The following is an 18,082-nucleotide window of genomic DNA, read 5'->3' as shown; positions in this document are numbered from 1 at the left end:
GGGCGGAATCCGCCGGAGGGCGCAACGTCACGCGGGGACCTTGCTGACCGCGTCGACGATGGCGCGTACGAGGTCGACGACGCGCGGGCCCCAGCGGGACGCGATGTCGTCGTCGAGGGCGACGATCTGGTTGTTCTTGACCGCGGTCAGGTCGGCCCAGCCGGGCCGCGCCTTGACCGTCTCGGCCGACTGCTGGCAGCACTTGACGTCGGCGAGGAAGACGAAGTCGGGGTCGGCGCTGAAGAGCGCTTCGAGGCCGAGCTGCGGGTAGCCGCCGTTGGCGCCGTCCGGGTCGGCCGGATCGGCGACGTTGTCCAGACCGACGAGGCCGAACAGCGAGCCGATGAAGGTCTTGCTGGTCACCGTGTAGTAGGTCGGGTCGAGCTCGTAGTAGTAGGTCAGCTTCTCCGACCGCTGCGGTACGTCCTTGACCAGCTTGGCGATCTCGTCGGCGATCCGGGTGGCCAGGTCGTCGGCGGCGTCCGGGTGTCCGGTGAGCGTGCCGAGTTCGCGGATCTGCCGGTACGTGTCGTCGAGGGTGGTCGCGGCCGCCGCGACGTACACCGGAATCTGGAGCCGGGTGAGCTGGTCCACGATCTTGTTGGTGTCGTTGGAGAGCACCACCAGGTCGGGCGCCTCGGCGGCGATCGCCTCGGCGTTGGGGTTGAATCCGGACAGTTCGCTCTTGGGTACCTCGGGCGGGTAGTTCGAGTTGTCGTCGACGGCGGTCACCTGCGACCCGGCGCCGATCCCGTAGAGCATCTCGGTGGCCGAGGGCGACAGCGAGACGATCTTCTCCGGCCGCTGGTCGAGGGTGACGGTGCCTACGGTGACCGGGTAGGTGGCGCTTTCGCTCGGCTGGCCGGCGGGCTCGTCGGCACCGGAGCCGCCGGCGCAGGCGCCGAGGGTCACGGCGACCGCGGCGGCGAACGCCGTGGCCAACATCCGGGTACGTCTGGACATCGTTCCTCCTGTCGGTCGAGGTTGTGTTGCATCGCCGACAGGGTTCGTTGGGCGCCCCGCCCGCGAGGCACCCTTCCTCGAGAGCGCGGTTCGCGACCGGCGCAGGCGACCTGGCTCGTCCCCGCGTAGGGGGCATCACAGTTGCGGGACAGCGCCGGAATCACACCGGCTTCGCTGCGGACGGTCGCTAGCACGGTAGCGCAAACCCCTTGACCCGCCCCAGAACCGTGTCCAGCAACTCACCCCCACAGACCGGAAACCCACCCACGACCAGGGCAACCACCCAAAAACCGATCCCGACCACGCTGACAAGCCAAGACCGGCCCCAACCACGCTGACAAGGCCAAAGCCGATCCCAACCACAGTGACAAGGCCGAAGCCGATCCCAACCACAGTGACAAGGCAAAACCGATCCCGACCACGGTGACAAGGCAAAGCCGATCCCGACCAGGGTGACAAGGCCAGAGGGAGTTCGCGCGGGCGCCCTTTGCCCGCGCGAACTCCCCAAGGGCTGGGTGGGCGGGGTATGCCCGCCCTGCCCGTCCGGGTTTTGACCTGAGGTGGTGCCGGCGGGCGAAGCCCTCCGGCACCACCTCCTCATGAAGCAGTAACAGTCACGTTGTCGACCGCCGCCTCGACGAGGCTGGCGCCGGAGGCGTCGGCGGCCTGGACCAGGATCCGCACCGACTGTCCGGCGTACGGGGTCAGGTTGAGGTTGGCCGCCGTCCAGGTGCCGTTGCGGTTGCTGGCCGCCCCGTTGACGTTGAGGAGTTGGGTGGTGCCGCCGTTGTGCACGACGCTGATCCGGAAGTAGTCGGCCGACGACGAGTTGGAGCCGTGCGCCAGGTACCAGTTGAGCCGCAGGCTCAGCGTCCCGCTGGCGGGCAGCGTGATCGCCGGGGACCGGGCGCTGGTCACCCCGCCGTCGATGTCGTAGTCACCGGCGGCGGTGCCGGCGAGCCGTCCGGTGACGAGGTCGTTGCTGCCGGCGAACGGGGCGAGCTGCTTGGCGCCGGAGGAGTTGGTCGGCTGGGCCGTGCCGCGTTCCCACTGCCCGGAGGTGGCGGTGTCGGTGCCGTCCGGGTTGATGGTCCAGCCGGTCGCGGTCTCGAAGGTGTCGGACCAGACCGTGGTGCCGCCGCCTCCGCCGCAGTACTGGTCCTGCTTGCCGGTGGCCCGGTACGGGCAGTCGGCGTACTCGGCGAGGATCAGCACCGCTTCCCGGTTACGGGAGGTCTGGGCGGGGATGACCTCGTCGGGCGGGTAGAAGCCGCCGCCGCCGGCCGAGCCGGGGTACATCTCGAAGGTGTACGCCCAGATGCCGTGCTGTCCCCACATCCAGTCGATGCTGTCGCCGTCGGTGATGTAGAGGTCGGACGACTGTTCGGGGGTGTAGCCGTTGGTGGCCGCCATCTGCTGGCCGATGGTCTGGAAGACGGCCTGCTGGTCGGCGTTGAGGCCGGGTGCGGTGTTGGCGGTGGTGTAGCCGAACGGCCAGAGGACGAGTTCCGAGTAGGTGTGGAAGTCGATGTTGGCCTTGAGTTGCTGGACGCCGCCGACGACCCGGCTGTTGACGAAGTTGCGCAGGGCCGCGGTCTCGGGCGCGGAGAACGCGGACGGGCCGCGGTAGGTGTCCGACGACGTGGAGCCGGACGAGCCGCCGCAGCAGCCCCAGTTGTAGCCCCAGTTGCGGTTGAGGTCGGTGCCGACGTACGAGGATCCGCTGTTGGGTTGGCGGTTCTTGCGCCACGAGCGGTAGGAGCCGGTGGCGATGTCGTACTCGCTGCCGTCGGGGTTGACGGTCGGGACGATCCAGATCTCCCGGCTGTTGACGATGTTGGTGATCCGCGAGTCGGTGCCGTAGTTGTCGGTGAAGAGGTTGAGCAGGTAGATCGCCATCTCGACGGTCAGGTGCTCGCGGGCGTGCTGCTGGGAGTTGAAGAGGATCTCCGGCTCGTTCTCGTCGGTGGCGACGTTGTCGGAGATCTTGATCACCGGCAGGTCCCGGCCCTCGTACGAGGTACCGATGCTGCTCTTGCGGGCGATGGTCGGGTGGTCGGCGACCACCTTGTTCACGACGGCGATGAGTTCGGCGTAGTCGTGGTAGTTGGAGTCGGCCGGCGGGAAGGCGTTGGTGCTGGCCCCGGTGCCCCGCGCGGGTGGTGCCGGTACGGCTTCGAGCTTGAAGCCGAGGGCGGCGATGGCCTCGGCCTCGGCGGGGGTGGCCGACACGTGGAGCCGGCCGTGCTCGACGTAGTCGATCGAGGCGCCGGTACGCGCGACCGCGTTGCGGTCGGCGAGGTCGTGCGGGCCGGTGACCCGGTATTCGGTGGTGCCGCCGGTGGCGGCATCGGGTCGGGGATCGGCCGACACCGGGCTGACCACCGCGAACAGGCCGACCGCGAGGGCGGTGGCGAGGGTGGTGGCCCGCCGGGTCGATCCGGGGGTGCGCAACGGCATACAAACCTCCTGAGAGTGCGGAGGATCCCGCTTGTCGATGCATCACTGCACCACCCTTCACATGGTCATATCAACATGACTCACTCTCCGTTCCATGCCAGAGTGATCGTCACGCCGGCAAAGACTTTCCGACCATTGGGGTCTGGCGAAAAATCTCTCCAAGCGGGATAGTGGCGGGCAGATATCGACCCCCGACAAAATGCGGAGCCCTCATGGTCAGACCACGTCTCCGCGCGGTCGCCGTCGCCGGCGTCACCGCGTCCGCCCTCCTCGTCCCGGCCGCCCCCGCGCTGGCCACCGGGCCCCCCACCAGCCACGACGAGCAGATCACCTACCAGGAGTGGTCCAGCTTCCGCGACTGGCGCGGCGGCACCCACCGCGGCACCGTCGCCCTGCCCGGCCCGCGCACCGGCATCACGATGCTCAACCCCGCCGGCACCACCGAATACGCCGATCCGCACAGCGGCGAGACCCGGACCTGGAAATACTCCACCTGGACCTCACCGGTGACCCAGGTCGGCTTCGCGGCCAGCGAACTCGTTCCGTCCTGGAACGCCGTCACCCCCGAGGGCACCTGGATCCAGATCGAACTGCAGGGCACCTACAACACCGGAAACCAGACCCCCTGGTACGTGATGGGCCGCTGGGCCTCCGGCGACGAGGACATCAAGCGGACCAGCGTCAACCGCCAGGGCGACCCCTGGTCGACGATCTGGACCGACACGTTCTCGATCGACGACGTCGCGAACGGCGTGATGCTGACCGCCTACCAGTTCCGGCTGACCCTCTACCGGGCGCCGGGCCAGTGGCAGTCGCCGCGGGTGTTCATGCTCGGCGCGATGAGCTCGTACGTTCCCGACCGGTTCACCGTCACGCCGAGCGCCGGCGGCATCGCCTGGGGCCGGGAACTCGCCGTGCCACCCCGGTCGCAGATGATCCACCGGGGCAACTACCCGGAGTGGGGTGGCGGCGGGCAGGTCTGGTGCAGCCCCACGTCCACCACGATGGTGCTGGAATACCACGGCCGCGGACCGTCCACCTCGGACATGTCCTGGATCACGCCCGGCTACACCGACCCGCAGGTCGCCCACGCCGCCCGGATGACCTGGGACTACGCGTACGGCGGCGCCGGCAACTGGCCGTTCAACACCGCGTACGCGGCGACCTTCCCCGGCATCGACGCCCGGGTCACCCGGCTGCACTCCCTCGACGAGGTCGAACACTTCATCAAGGCGGGCCTGCCGGTGGTCACCTCGCAGTCGTTCCTCGCGAACGAACTCGACGGCTCCAACTACGGCACGTCGGGCCACCTGTTCACCATCGTCGGCTTCACCGCCGACGGCGACGTGATCGTCAACGACCCCGCGTCGTCGACGAACGCGGAGGTACGCAACGTCTACCAGCGCGAGCAGTTCGAGCAGATCTGGCTGCGCACCAAGCGGATCAACGCCAGCGGTGGCGTCTCCGGCGGCTCCGGCGGCATCGCCTACCTGATCAAGCCCTGGTGGAAGCCCTGGCCGAAGGTCGCCGGCTCGACCAACTGGTGAGCCCGGTGGGTCCGGCGCGGTCGACGATGCCCGCGCCGGACCCGCCGTACGTCAGCGGTCCGCGTCCGGCGACCGCTTGCCGGCGGCCGCGTCGTCGGTCGAGGCGTCGCCGGTCGCGGACGTGCTGCCGGCCGCCTGGTCGTCACCGGCCAGCGCCGAACGCAACTTCTCCTTCTCGGTACGACGCCGGGTGACGCTGTCGGACAACTGCTCCGCCATCTGGTCGCGCAGCCCGCGCAGCAGGAAGAAGGCCAGCGCCGCCGAGATGATCACCGCCAGCATGAGCTTGACGAAGAGGTTCAGGGGAACCGGCCACAGCACCAGCGCGACCGCCAGGAACAACCCGAGCCGGCCCAGCGTGTACTTAACCCCGGGACTCATGACCACTCCTCGCTTCGCTCACATTTGCCATGAGTCACCCTGCGCCAGTCGATTCGCTCGCCACGCTCACTCATGACAACTCCTCGCCTCGCTCACATTTGCCATGAGTCACCCTGCGCCAGCCGATTCGCTCGCCACGCTCACTCATGACAACTCCTCGCCTCGCGCCCGCTCATGACAACTTCGATCAGCCGACCCGGTGGGCCAGCCACCGGATGCCGTAGAACCAGATCAACGAGTAGACCAGCGCGAACACCCCGGCCGCGAGCGAACCCGACGCCAGTGCCGGCAACTCCTCGGCGAGGCCGGCGGCCAGCAGCCCGGCGGTGATCGACACGGCGGCGGCGACCAGGGCCGCCGCGATCCGGGCCGGCCCGTACGACCATGCCCGGAACTCCTCGACGAAGATCCACGCCGGCAGGATGATCGCCAGCCAGCCGTTGGCCCGACCGAACTCGCCCAGCCCCATCAGCGCGAACCCGGCGTCGAAGACCACCAGCGCGAGCACGCCGATGACCAGGCCCGCCAGGGCCACCCCGAGCAGGTCGGGTAGATGCTCTATGCGGCCCTCGGCGTCCCGCCGGGGATAGGTGGTCTTCTCCTCGGTCATGACGGCCGCCCGCAGCCGTCACGGACGAGCCTGGGCCGACCGATTCGCTCACTCATGACCAGTCGAGGGTAGCCGGGCCGGGGCGGCGTCCGGTCACCCGCCCGGACCGGCAGGTCACGGGCGGGTGGGACGGTGCGTCAGGCCCAGACCTGCTGCGGCTCGGCCCGCCGTTCGGCGAGCGACGGCGGGGCGTCGTACTCGTGGACCACGTTGTAGCGGGTGTCCCGCTCGACCGGCCGGAAGCCGGCGTCCCAGATCAGGTGCAGCAGGTCGTCGCGGTGCATGGTGTTGGGCGTGCCGTACGAGTCGGCGTCGTGGGTGATCTTGTATTCGACCACCGAACCGTCCAGGTCGTCGACGCCGAAGTTGAGCGACAACTGGGCCACCGACAGGCCGTGCATCACCCAGAAGCATTTGAGGTGCGGGATGTTGTCGAGCATCAGCCGGGACACGGCGAAGGTCTTCAGCGACTCGGCCGGGGACGCCATCGTCGTACGGGCCTGGATCCGGTTGCGGATCTTGCCATCGGCGGAGTCGACGAAGTCGTGCTGGTAGCGCAACGGGATGAAGACCGTGAAGCCGCCCGTCTCGTCCTGCAGCTCACGCAGCCGCAGCACGTGGTCGACCCGGTGGCGCGGCTCCTCGATGTGGCCGTAGAGCATCGTCGACGGCGTACGCAGCCCCTTCTCGTGGGCCAGCCGGTGGATCCGCGACCAGTCCTCCCAGTGGCAGGCGTGGTCGACGATGTGCTGCCGGACCTCCCAGTCGAAGATCTCGGCACCGCCACCGGTCAGCGACTCCAGCCCGGCGTCCATCAACTCGTCGAGGATCTCGCTGGCCGGCAGGCCGCTGATCTTCTCGAACCACTGGACCTCGGTCGCCGTGAACGCCTTGAGCTTGACCTTCGGCAGGGCGGCCTTCAGCTCGCGCAGCACCTTCGGGTAGTAGCGCCAGGGCAGGGTCGGGTGCAGGCCGTTGACGATGTGCAGCTCGGTGAGCTGCTCGTCCTCCATCTCCTTGGCCTTGCGGACCGCCTCCTCGATACGCATCGTGTACGCATCCTTCTCGCCCGGTTTGCGCTGGAAAGAGCAATAGGCGCAGGAGGCACTGCAGACGTTCGTCAGGTTGAGGTGCCGGTTGACGTTGAACATCACCCGATCGCCGTTCAACTCCGTACGTCGGTGGTGCGCCAGCCGGCCGAGCCAGGCCAGGTCGTCGCTGTCGTAGAGCGCCTCGCCGTCCTCGCGGGTCAGTCGCTCCCCCGCGTAGACCTTCTCCTCCAGCTCGCGCTTTCGTCCGACATCCATGCCCGCAACGCCCCTTCCGGCCAACTTCCCGGTCAGAGCCTACGTCCCGACGGGGGATCCGCCGACCGTCGGCCGGTGAGCAGCGACCCACTTCACCAACTTCTCAGGTACCTGTTACCCGTGACCCAATCGACAGGAGTGGCGCCGGTGCGGTAAGAAAAATTGGGACGCCACGACCGCGCGGCGTCACACCTCGCCCCGCTACCAGCGGGGCGGTTACCCACCGGACGGGGCAGGGATGGCCAAGAAGAACTCCAGGCGGCACCGCCGACAGGACGGCACGATCAGCTTCGTTCTGCGACCGGTGGCCTGGTCCGCTCTTCTCGCCGCCGCCGCGACGATGGCGCTCGCCGCACCCGCGTACGCCGATCCGCCCCTGCCGACGACGATCCCGGACAGCGGCAGCCGGCCGCTGCCGACCGGCCCCTTCCAACTGCCCGGCACCACGACCCCGAGCGGCGGCACGGGCACCCCGACGGTGCCGACCGTCAACGGTCCGCTGGCCGCCGACATCATGGCCAAGCAGATCGAATACGGCCGGATCAGCGACCAGCTCCTCAAGCTCCAGATCGACCGGGACGCCGCGACCACCACGCTGACCAATGCCGAAGCCACCCTGCGCACCGCCCGCGAAGACCTCGCCAGGGCCGAGGGGCTGGCCGACCAGAGCGCGACCGACGCGCTCAAGGACGCGGCCGCCATGCCGCCCGGCACCTTCGGCACCGACCTGCACGGCCTCGGCGCGCTCTCCCGGATCCAGAAGGGCGCCCAGACCGGCGCCGACACCGGCGCCGCGGCCCGCGAGGTCGCCCGCGCCCGCGCCGCCGAGCAGGCCGCCAATCAGGCCTACCTGGCCGCCAACACCGTCGCGCAGGGCCTGGTCGGGCAATACAACACCCTCGCGACGACCCACCGCCAGCAGGAATCCACGCTGCAGTCGTTGATGCAGCAGAACCAGGCCCAGGTCCTGCTCGCCGAACAGCAGCGGGACGCCCAGGAGCAGCAGCTCGCACCCGGCTACGACGGCAGCGGAAGCGTCGCGGGCAAGGTCGCCAACCCCAAGGCGGTCGGCGCCGTGAACTACGCCCTGGCCCAGCGCGGCAAGCCGTACGAGTGGGCGGCCGAGGGGCCGCACCGCTTCGACTGCTCCGGGCTGATGTGGGCCGCCTACCGGTCGGTCGGCCACACGCTGAACCGGGTCGCCAAGGACCAGTACTACGGCACCCGTAACAAGCCGGTGGCCCGCACCCAGCTCCTCCCCGGCGACATGCTCTTCTTCTCCAGCAGCAACAGGTGGCAGGACATCCACCACGTCGGCATGTACATCGGCGGCGGCAAGATGGTCCATTCGCCGACCACCGGCGACGTGGTCAAGGTCTCGACCGTCTGGTGGTCGCGCTTCTTCGGCGCCACCCGGGTCTTCGACGCGCTGCCGGCACCGAACAAGCCCCCGACGTCGCCGAGTCCGACTCCGCGCCCGACGACGCCCACCCCGGGTCCGACCACGCCGACGCCACGGCCGACCACCCCGACCCCGGGTCCGACCACCCCGACCCCGGGTCCGACCACCCCGACGCCGAACCCGACCACGCCGAGCCCGTCCACGCCGCCCAGCCCGACCGAGCCCGCCGAGCCGACGACCCACCCGGGACCGACTACCAACCCGGAGCCGACCGCCGGCACCTCGGCCTCGGCCAGCGCGGGAACGTCCGCGTCGGCGAGCACCAGCGCCTCGGCCAGCGGCAGCGCCTCGGCGACCGCTTCGGCGAGCCAGCGGGTCAGCGCGGCGCCGTCCGGCGGCTCGCCGACGCCGAGTTCGACGTCGGGTCGCTGACAGGTCCGTCGCACTCCGGCTGTGCTCGTTCGCCGTGATGTGGCACGGTGGACGGTGAGGTTCGCTCTGCTGCCGGCGTCTGGAGCTGGGCAGGGCGTGGGCGCGGGAGGCACTGATGGACGAAGAGCGGGTTCCGCCGTACGCGGACCGGCCCCGCCCGGCGGCGGCCGACGCCCCTGAGCAACCGGCGGCCACACCAGCCGCCGACCTGCCGCCCCTGCCCCCACCGCCGCCGGTCGGCACCGCGCTGCCCGACGCACCGGCCGAAGAGCTGCCCGACCTGTACGAGCCGCCACCGCCGCCCCCGACGGGCGCGCTGTGGCCGGGCCTCGCCGCACCGGAGCCGGTCCCGTCGCAGGTCACCGCCGTGCCGCCACCGGTTTCGGGTCCGCCGGCGGTATCCACGCCGCCCGTCGCCGCAGTGCCCCCGGTCTCCGCACCCCCCGTCACTTCCGCACCGCCCGTCGTTACCGCGCCACCGGTCATTCCCGCACCGCCCGTCACTTCCGCGCCACCGGTCGCTTCCGCACCCCCCGTTGTCTCCGCACCCCCCGCTGTCTCCGCGCCGCCCGTCACCTCCGCTCCGGCGGCTCCGGTGGCGACGCCCCAGCCCGCAGAACCCGTACCCGCGACCGCCGAACGGCCGATGGTCGAGCGGTCCGCCGGCCGGGCCGTCGTCGGGCGGGCCACCGTCTCGGCCGGCACCGCCGCGTCGGCCGAAGAGGTCGCCCGGCTGGCCACACCGGTCCAGCCCGGACGCACCTACCGTGCCGGCGACCTGCGGCCGGCCGCCGCCGAAAGCCGGGCCGAGCCCGCCGCCCCGCCGACGGGAGCGAGCCTGCCGCCACAGCCGGCCGCGGCCAGCACCCCGCCGGCGGCCGACCCGGCCCCAGCGGCTCCGGAGGCCGGCCCGTCGGCTCTGCCACCGTTGCAGCGCCGGCAGCCGAAAGCCCCCGAAGCCGACTCGCCGTGGTCGGCGTTCGCCAGCGGCTGGTCCGAGTCGGCGAACCCGGCGGAAACACCACCGGCAACCGGTCCGGCGCCGGCGGCCGCATCGGCGGCACCCGCGACGGCGACCGGATCGGGCACGCCGCCGTTCGAGAGCTCGTTCAGCTCGGCTCCGCCGCTCGTGCCGGCGCAGCGGGCACCGGAGTCCGGTGACGCCGCGCGCGCCCGGGTCTCCGTTCCGGGCCTGCAACGCGTCAGCGCCGCGGAGGTCGAGGCGGCCGTCGCGACCAACCGGGCCAGGGCGGGGGTCTACCGGGCGGCCCCCGACCGCACCGATCCGCCGGCCCGGCCCCACGATCCGGCGCAACCGTCCACCCCCGGCGAACCGTCCCAGCCGTCCCCGCCGCCCCGGCCGGATCCCGAGCACCCCGGCCCGGCGCCCACGCCACCGGTGCCGGCACCGCCGCCCGGCCCGCTGCCGGGGCCGGTCCCGCCGGGGCCGGGGCCCGTTCCACCCGGTCCGGTCCCGGGGCCCGTCCCACCCGCACCGGAACCCGGTCCCATCCCACCCACGCCCCCGACACCGCAGCCGGGTCCCAACCCGGCCCCGCCCTTCCCACCCCCGCCGGCCGCCGCCGCGGGTGGCACGCCGGCGTGGCCGACGCCAGGTGCCGGGCCCGCGTCGCCGCCGGTGGTCGTACCTGCCCCGGCGTTGCCGGCCTGGCCCGCGCCGACCAACCCGACCGACCCGAACCGCCGGGCCGCCAGCCCGCCCGATCCGGCCAGCCGGGCCGCCGCACCGCCGGCAGCGGTCTACCCGCCACCGCCGTCACTGCCGGCGTACACGCTTCCGCCGACCACACCGACGAGCGGGCCACCGGCCGCCGCCCCCTTCACCGCCCCGCCGGTCGGCACTCCGACAAGCGGCGGGCCGTACGGCCCGCCGACCGGTGGCGCACCCCACGGCCCGCCACCCACGAGCGGTGCGCCGTACGGTGCGACCGCCCCGCCGCACCTGCCGGCCGTTGGCACGCCGTACGGCGTACCCGGGGCGGGCGGCCCGCCCGGCGGCCCGGCACCGACCAGCGGTGCGCCGGCCGGTCCCGCCCCCAGGACCGAGGTGCCCACCTCGCCGGAGTACGGCCAGTGGGCCCGTGGGCAGCGGGCCGGCGGCACGGTGTACGGCGGCGACGGTCCGGGCGCCGGCCAGATGACGGTCGCGGTTCCCGGCGGCCAGTCGATCGAGCAGACCGGGTCGCTCACCGGCCACATCCTCGCTCAGGGGCGGCTGGACGAGCCGGTCACGAGGGGCAACACCGCGAAGGTCGTCGTCGTACTGGTGATCGGGTTGGGGATCCTGATCGCCGTCGGGCTGATCGTGGCGCTCGGGGCCGGTGACATCTTCGGCACCCTCTTCGACGGGCTTCTGGTCGGCTGACCGTGACCGGGCGATGCTCTCCGGGTGAGCCAGCCCACCCCTGGGAGCGCCGCGCGGCACGGTGCGGCAACTGGTCGTACACTTGTTGACGATTACTGACCTGGCATGCCCACGAGCATGTCCATGGGCGATCTTGCGGGCAGTTCAACGGCACTCTGACAGCCGTGGCGGGCCATTCGCGAAGAAGCGCCCCGCTCTGAGAGGTTTTCTTGACAGTCTTCGCTGATCCCAGCACGTTTCCATCCGTCTTCGAAACCCCGGTCGAGCCGGTCGAGACCACTTCCGCCGGCACCCCGACGCAGATCCGCGACTTCGCCGCACTCGGCCTGCCCGAGCCGCTCGTGCGCGCGCTGCACCGGGAGGGCATCACCACCCCGTTCGAAATCCAGCAGGCGACCGTTCCCGACGCGCTCGCCGGCCGGGACGTGCTCGGCCGTGGTCAGACCGGCTCGGGCAAGACCCTGGCCTTCGGCCTGCCGATGCTGGCCCGGGTCGCCGCCGGCGGCCGGGCCCGGCCGCTGCACCCCCGGGCCCTCGTCCTGGTGCCGACCCGTGAGCTGGCGATGCAGGTCAACGACGCGTTGATGCCGCTCGGCCGGGCTCTCGGGGTGTTCCTGAAGACCGCCGTCGGCGGGGTGCCGTACGACCGCCAGATCGACTCGCTGCGTCGGGGCGTGGAGATCGTCGTGGCCACGCCCGGCCGGCTCGGTGACCTGATCTCGCGCGGGGTCTGCAACCTCGACGAGGTCGAGATCACCGTGCTCGACGAGGCCGACCAGATGGCCGACATGGGCTTCCTGCCCGAGGTGACCGAACTGCTGGCCAAGACCCCGGCCCACGCCCAGCGGCTGCTGTTCTCGGCCACCCTGGACGGCGACGTCGACGCGCTGGTCAAGCGCTTCATGACCGACCCGGTCACCCACTCGACCGCGCCGCCCACCGCTGCGGTGTCCACGATGGACCATCACCTGCTGCTGATCCCGCCGCACGACAAGTTCGCCGTTGCCGCGTCGATCGCCGCCCGCGCCGGCCGGACCATGATGTTCGCCCGCACACAGATGGGGGTGGACCGGCTCGTCGGCCAGCTCGCCGCGGTCGGCGTACGGGCCGGCGCCCTGCACGGCGGCAAGACCCAGCGGGTACGCACCCGTACGCTCGCCGAGTTCAAAGAGGGCCGGATGAACGTGCTGGTCGCCACCGACGTGGCGGCCCGTGGCATCCACGTCGACGGCGTCTCGCTGGTCGTGCACGTCGACCCGCCGAAGGACCCGAAGGACTACCTGCACCGGGCCGGGCGCACCGCCCGGGCCGGCGAGTCCGGTGCGGTGGTCACGCTGGTGCTGCCCAAGCAGCGGCGGACGACGCTGGCGATGCTGACCAAGGCGGGCGTCGAGCCGGTCGAGACCCGTACCCGCGCCGGTGAGCCGGCACTGGCGGAGCTGACCGGGGCGCGCGAGCCCAGTGGCGTACCCGTGGTCGACGAGCCGGCGCCGCGCCGGCCCGAGCGTTCCCGTGGTGACCGGCCGGCCGGTGGCTACCGCCGGTTCGGCGACCGCCCCGAGGGCGAGCGGCGCTTCCGCGGCGGCGACCGGCCCGCCTCGGACCGGCCGGGCGGCGAACGCCGGTTCGGTGACGGCGCGGGCCGCGCCGAGCGGGGCAGCGACTGGCGGGCCACCGACCGACGTGGCGGGTTCCGGCACGACGGCCGCCCCCGGGACGACCGTCCCCACGACGGTCGCCCGCGCGACGACCGGCCGTACCGGGACGACCGGCCGCGCGACGACCGCCGGCAGGGCGACCGCCGGTTCGGCCGTCCGAGCCGTACCCACTGATCCCACACGTCCGACGGGCCGGCGGTGTCGACACCGCCGGCCCGCGCCGTGTCCGGCGTACGGGCGGCGGCGGACGGCGGTAACGTCCGGTCCATGTCGACGATGCCGAAGTCGCTGTACTGGACCCGTACCGACGTGCCGGGCGCCGAACACGCCCTGGTCGACGACCGGCGTGGCCTGGCCGTCAAAGGGGTGGCGTTGGCGGTCGATCCGATCGCCTACACCTGCCAATACGAGCTGTCGACCGACGAGGCGTGGCGGACCGGCCGGCTGGAACTGACCGTCGAGGGCAGCGGCTGGCGGCGTACGCTGCGGCTGGAGCGGGCGGCCGGACGGTGGCGGGCGGCAACGGGTGAGCAGGGCGATCTCGACTCGGTGTTGCGGGCCGGTGGCCACCCGGGCGCAGGGCTGCCCGGCACCGAGGACCCGGACAGTCTCGAGTCGGCGCTCGACGTCGACGTCAGCGGAAATCCGCTGTTCAACACGTTGCCGATCCGGCGGCTAGGCCTGCTGACCGCGGCCCCCGGCACCACGTACGAGGTCACCGTGGCCTGGGTGCTGCTGCCGGGTCTGGAGGTGATCCCGGCCGAGCAGTCGTACACGGCGCTCGGTGGTGGCCGGGTGCGCTTCGAGAGCGAGGGGTTCACTGCCGAGATCGACGTCGACGCGGACGGGTACGTGACCCGCTATCCGGGCCTGGCCAGCCGTCCCTGAGACGGCCGGCCCCACACAGCCCGGCCGGGCCGCGCCGCGCCGGCGCGGGTCAGGACGGCCAGGTGCCGGTGGCCAGGAAGCGCTCGACCGTCGCCCGGTACGGCGCCAGGTCGAGTCCCTGCGCGGCGACCCAGTCGTCGGCGTAGTAGGTGTCGGCGTACCGTTCGCCGCCGTCGCAGAGCAGGGTCACCACCGAGCCGGTCTCCCCGGCGGCGCGCATCCCGGCGATCAGTCCGAACGCACCCCAGAGGTTGGTGCCCGTCGATCCGCCGACCCGGCGGCCGAGGACGGTACAGGCGGCCCGCATCGCGGCGAGCGATGCCGCGTCCGGCACGCTCACCATCCGGTCGACGACCGACGGCTGGAACGACGCCTCGACCGTGGGCCGGCCGATCCCCTCGATGCGGGAGCCGCGGCCGGTCCGGACCGTCCAGTCCGCCGCCTGCCACGCCGGGTAGAAGGCGGAGTTCTCCGGGTCGACGACGCAGATCTTGGTGGGGTGCCGCTGGTAGCGGACGTACCGGCCGATGGTCGCGCTGGTGCCGCCGGTGCCGGCGCCGATCACGATCCAGGCGGGTACGGGGTGCCGCTCCAGGGCCAACTGGGTGAAGATCGATTCGGCGATGTTGTTGTTGCCGCGCCAGTCGGTGGCCCGTTCGGCATAGGTGAACTGGTCCATGAAGTGGCCGCCGAGGTCGTCCGCCAGCCAGCGGGCCTCGACCACCACGGCGGCGGGATCGGCGACCAGGTGGCACTTGCCGCCCTGGAACTCGATCAGCGCGATCTTCTCCGGTGATGTCGACGCCGGCATCACCGCGATGAACTGCAGCCCGAGCATCCGGGCGAAGTACGCCTCCGACACGGCGGTCGAGCCCGACGACGCTTCGACGATCGTGGTACGCGGCCCGATCCAGCCGTTGCACAGGCCGTAGAGGAACAGCGACCTGGCCAGCCGGTGCTTGAGCGAGCCGGTCGGGTGGACGGACTCGTCCTTCAGGTAGAGGTCGACGCCCCACTCGCGGGGCAGCGGGAACGGCAGCAGGTGGGTGTCGGCGGAGCGGTTGGCGTCGGCCTCGACCATCGCGACCGCTTCGGTGACCCAGGCCCGGTCGGCGGCGTCGCATCGGTCCAGGTGTTCCATCCGCCGACGGTAACAGGGCCGGCCACCGCCCCCACTCTCCCGTCGATCAAGGACAAGCCGCGCCCGCTTCGCGCCGATTGTCCGCCAACTTCTCCATGATCAGCGCTCGCCGGGGATTGGCTGGGGGCGGTTCTCCCACTTGGTCGACAGCGCGATCGCGGTACGGGTGGACGCGACGCCCGGCGTCCGATTCACCCGGACGATCAGTTGCTCCAGTTCGGCGATGGTGCCGACCCGCGCCTTCAACAGGAATGACTCGACACCGGCCAGGAAATAGCACGACTCGATCGCCGGAATGGCACGGAACGCCGCGAGCAGGTCGTCGGTGTCGCCGCCGGAGTCCTCGACGACCCCGATGAGTGCGGTCACCCCCAGCCCGACCGCCTCCGGCTCGACGTCGGCCCGGTAGCCGCGGATCACGCCACTGGCCTCCAGCTTGCCGATCCGCTCGTGCACCGCCGGCGCCGACAGCCCCACCTGTCGGGCGAGTTCGGCGAACGAGAGCCGGGCATTGCCCCGCAGCAGTTCGACCAGGCTCAGATCAATGGCGTCCACGGCATCAGACCCTAATCGGAGCACCCGCGGTCCGAGACATCCGGTCGAAAGAAATCGACCAAAACAAACTTAGTTCGCAAATACTACCTGCTAACTTCCCACACAGTGCGTTTTCCGCGTTTCCCGGACACGGCACGCTAGCGGTGCTCTAATGACCGTACGTCCCTATCAAAGGCTCCGGCCCACGCCCCGCGGGGGTGGCGTGAGCTGCCCGGAGACTCTGTCGACGCGAGGAGGGGGCCGTGGACACTGGAGACCGTCTGCTGACGCCGGGCGAGGTGGCTGCGCTTTTCCGCGTCGACCCGAAAACCGTGACCCGATGGGCCGCGGCCGGCCGGATCGGCAGCATCCGCACGCCCGGCGGACACCGGCGCTTCCGCGAGTCGGAGGTCCGGGCCCTGCTGGAGGGTGAGGGCGTCCTCGACGAACTCGAAGAGGGCCCCGAGAACCGGCCCCGTAACGCCGGCCCGGCGAACCCGCCCGGCGGCGGCCCGGCCGGCGCCGGCAACATGGGCATGCACTGACCGACCCGGCCGGTGCTCAGGAGCCCTCGGCCCGGGCGGCACCCAACTCACCCGCCCAGCGCCGGAAGAGGGTGTGCTCCACACCGAGCGCGTCCAGCACCTTGCCGGCCACGAAGTCGACCAGTTGCCCGGCGGAGGCCGCCGCGCCCGCACCGTAGAACCCCGGGCTGGCCGGCAGCACCACCGCGCCGGCGTCGTACAGGGTGATCAGGTGTTCGAGGTGGCTGCGGGTCACCGGCGTCTCCCGGGGCACCACGACCACCGGTCGGCGCTCCTTGAGATTGACCTCCGCCGCCCGCTGCAGCAGGTCCTTGGACAGGCCGATCGCGATGCCGGCGCAGGCCGCCGTGCTCGCCGGCACCACCGCCATGCCCCGCACCGCATAGGACCCGCTGCTCGGGCCGGCCGCCAGGTCGCCGGCCGCCCAGTGCACGATGTCGGCGGTGGCCAGGTCGCGTCCCAGCCACCGGGCCAGGTCGTCCTTCCAGCGCCCGTCCCGGAACGGCAGCCCGGTCTCGTCGAGGATCGTGAGCCGGGCGGCCCGGGAGACCACCAGATCGACGGCCTCACCCGCGTCGAGAAGCGCGCGCAGCACGGCCGCCGCGTACGGCGTACCGGACGCGCCTGAGACACCGATCACCCACGGCCTTCGCATAGCGTTTAGCCTCTCGTGAGACGACGGCCGGCTGATCACCGACCCACCCGGCTATTCGCCCCCGATGCCGGTCTTCCCATCGGGCGTGCGATGCCGGACGGTCGTGACGAGACAGCGGGCAGGTACGCGCGAAGGGCAGGGCATTGAGTATCGATCATGCACGACCGATGTACGCGGCGTGCCCGATCCCGCCACGAATCTCCCCGTACGCCGAGGAGGTTCAGCGCTGGCTGGTCGACTGGGTGCGCGGCACCGGCCTGCCCCTGGACGAGACCGGTGCCCGACGGCTGGCCTCCGGCGGCTTCGCCCGCTACGCCGGCCGTCTCTACCCGACGGCGACGGCCGCCGACCTGCGCACCCTGACCGCGCTGTTCACCTGGTTCTTTCTGATCGACGACGCCTGGGACGGACCGGCGGTGCCCGGTCAGCAGCACCTGCGGGCCGTACGCGACGAGATCCTGACGGTGCTGCGGACCGGGGCCGCCACCCCGCCCGGCCCCGGCGCGCTGTTCACCGGACCGCTGCGCCGGATGCTGGTCGACGCCTGGCGGGAGCCGTACGGACGGCTGACGGCGACGGCCCGGAGCCGGTTCGTCGACGCGGTCGCCCATCATCTCGACGGGGTGCTGGTCGAGGCCGCCAACAAGGCCACCGGCCGCCGTCCCGGGATCGCCGAATACGTCGAACTGCGCCGGGCCACGTCCGCGGCGTACGTCTCGTACACCTTGATCGAGTTTGCGACCGGCTCGGCGCTGCCGGACCGGATCCACCGGCACCCGCTGGTGCACGAGATCGCCACCACCGCCAACGACCTGCTGTCCTGGTTCAACGACGTGGTCTCGCTCGAGCACGACACGGCGGTGGCCGGCGGCCACAATCTGGTGCTGGCGGTGGCCGCCGAGGAGCGGCTGCCGGTGGCCGAGGCGATCGGGGCGGTGGAGACGCGGTGGCGCACGACGATGCGCCGGTTCACCGAGCTGCGGGCGGCACTGCCACGGTTCGGCCGGGCGGTCGACGGGCCGCTGGCGGAGTATCTCGACGGGGTGGCCAACTCGGTGCGCGGCACCATCGACTGGTCGCTGGAGTCGGCCCGCTACCGGGGGCACGATGCCGGCAAGCCGGCCCCGTGCGCCCCGGACCCCAAGGCCGGCTGACACCGGCCCGACCGACCCG

General features: G+C 71.8%; 15 protein-coding genes and 1 riboswitch. Of the genes, 7 read left to right on the top strand and 8 right to left on the bottom strand.

Annotation, left to right across the window (positions count from 1 at the left end; all coding sequences use genetic code 11):
* Window positions 1-27 precede the first annotated feature (27 nt).
* Window positions 28-963, bottom strand: a complete 936-nt coding sequence (locus tag QCD66_RS01330) for an ABC transporter substrate-binding protein (RefSeq protein ID WP_364214797.1) — start codon at window positions 961-963, stop codon at window positions 28-30.
* A gap of 109 nt (window positions 964-1,072) precedes the next feature.
* Window positions 1,073-1,133, bottom strand: a riboswitch (cobalamin riboswitch).
* A 427-nt stretch (window positions 1,134-1,560) separates the two neighbouring features.
* On the bottom strand, window positions 1,561-3,423 hold the full coding sequence (locus QCD66_RS01325; protein WP_364214800.1) for a M14 family zinc carboxypeptidase: 1,863 nt from the start codon (window positions 3,421-3,423) through the stop codon (window positions 1,561-1,563).
* A 212-nt stretch (window positions 3,424-3,635) separates the two neighbouring features.
* On the opposite strand from QCD66_RS01325, the gene QCD66_RS01320 reads away from it, so the two are divergent.
* On the top strand, window positions 3,636-4,970 hold the full coding sequence (locus tag QCD66_RS01320) for a C39 family peptidase (RefSeq protein WP_364214803.1): 1,335 nt from the start codon (window positions 3,636-3,638) through the stop codon (window positions 4,968-4,970).
* 51 nt (window positions 4,971-5,021) lie between these two features.
* On the opposite strand, the gene QCD66_RS01315 is transcribed toward QCD66_RS01320, so the two are convergent.
* From QCD66_RS01315 to mqnE, 3 genes are all read right to left on the bottom strand, one after another.
* Complete coding sequence (locus tag QCD66_RS01315) at window positions 5,022-5,351, bottom strand: DUF4229 domain-containing protein (RefSeq protein WP_364214806.1); 330 nt, start codon at window positions 5,349-5,351, stop codon at window positions 5,022-5,024.
* Between the two features lie 187 nt (window positions 5,352-5,538).
* Complete coding sequence (locus tag QCD66_RS01310; RefSeq protein ID WP_357540629.1) at window positions 5,539-5,961, bottom strand: hypothetical protein; 423 nt, start codon at window positions 5,959-5,961, stop codon at window positions 5,539-5,541.
* A gap of 137 nt (window positions 5,962-6,098) precedes the next feature.
* On the bottom strand, window positions 6,099-7,268 hold the full coding sequence (gene mqnE, locus QCD66_RS01305) for an aminofutalosine synthase MqnE (RefSeq protein WP_364214809.1): 1,170 nt from the start codon (window positions 7,266-7,268) through the stop codon (window positions 6,099-6,101).
* 238 nt (window positions 7,269-7,506) lie between these two features.
* Here mqnE and QCD66_RS01300 point away from each other — a divergent pair, with 238 nt between their 5' ends.
* From QCD66_RS01300 to QCD66_RS01285, 4 genes are all read left to right on the top strand, one after another.
* Window positions 7,507-9,102: a C40 family peptidase gene (locus QCD66_RS01300; protein WP_407566970.1), complete on the top strand. Its 1,596-nt coding sequence runs from the start codon at window positions 7,507-7,509 to the stop codon at window positions 9,100-9,102.
* Window positions 9,103-9,697: 595 nt separating this feature from the next.
* Window positions 9,698-11,488 (top strand): hypothetical protein, encoded by a 1,791-nt coding sequence (locus QCD66_RS01295; RefSeq protein ID WP_375733897.1) that lies wholly within the window; start codon window positions 9,698-9,700, stop codon window positions 11,486-11,488.
* Between the two features lie 302 nt (window positions 11,489-11,790).
* Entirely contained in the window at window positions 11,791-13,320 is a 1,530-nt protein-coding gene (locus QCD66_RS01290) for a DEAD/DEAH box helicase (RefSeq protein ID WP_407567227.1), read from the top strand.
* Between the two features lie 93 nt (window positions 13,321-13,413).
* The gene (locus QCD66_RS01285) at window positions 13,414-14,034 is read left to right on the top strand and encodes a putative glycolipid-binding domain-containing protein (RefSeq protein WP_375736946.1); all 621 of its coding nucleotides are present in this window, start codon (window positions 13,414-13,416) and stop codon (window positions 14,032-14,034) included.
* A gap of 49 nt (window positions 14,035-14,083) precedes the next feature.
* On the opposite strand, the gene QCD66_RS01280 is transcribed toward QCD66_RS01285, so the two are convergent.
* Entirely contained in the window at window positions 14,084-15,175 is a 1,092-nt protein-coding gene (locus QCD66_RS01280) for a PLP-dependent cysteine synthase family protein (RefSeq protein ID WP_375736947.1), read from the bottom strand.
* 99 nt (window positions 15,176-15,274) lie between these two features.
* Window positions 15,275-15,730 (bottom strand): Lrp/AsnC family transcriptional regulator, encoded by a 456-nt coding sequence (locus tag QCD66_RS01275; RefSeq protein ID WP_357540619.1) that lies wholly within the window; start codon window positions 15,728-15,730, stop codon window positions 15,275-15,277.
* A gap of 242 nt (window positions 15,731-15,972) precedes the next feature.
* Here QCD66_RS01275 and QCD66_RS01270 point away from each other — a divergent pair, with 242 nt between their 5' ends.
* A complete protein-coding gene (locus QCD66_RS01270) occupies window positions 15,973-16,254 on the top strand; it encodes a BldC family transcriptional regulator (RefSeq protein ID WP_357540617.1) in 282 nt (93 codons plus the stop codon).
* Window positions 16,255-16,270: 16 nt separating this feature from the next.
* Here QCD66_RS01270 and QCD66_RS01265 read toward each other — a convergent pair whose 3' ends face one another.
* Complete coding sequence (locus QCD66_RS01265; protein ID WP_375736949.1) at window positions 16,271-16,909, bottom strand: UbiX family flavin prenyltransferase; 639 nt, start codon at window positions 16,907-16,909, stop codon at window positions 16,271-16,273.
* Between the two features lie 167 nt (window positions 16,910-17,076).
* Here QCD66_RS01265 and QCD66_RS01260 point away from each other — a divergent pair, with 167 nt between their 5' ends.
* A complete protein-coding gene (locus QCD66_RS01260; RefSeq protein WP_364214826.1) occupies window positions 17,077-18,063 on the top strand; it encodes a terpene synthase family protein in 987 nt (328 codons plus the stop codon).
* Window positions 18,064-18,082: the final 19 nt, after the last annotated feature.

This window comes from Polymorphospora sp. A560 (assembly GCF_045781765.1).
In the GTDB taxonomy this organism is placed as follows: domain Bacteria; phylum Actinomycetota; class Actinomycetes; order Mycobacteriales; family Micromonosporaceae; genus Polymorphospora; species Polymorphospora lycopeni.
Note: the sequence above shows the minus strand (reverse complement) of the source record. Positions and strands in the feature narration are given on the sequence as shown.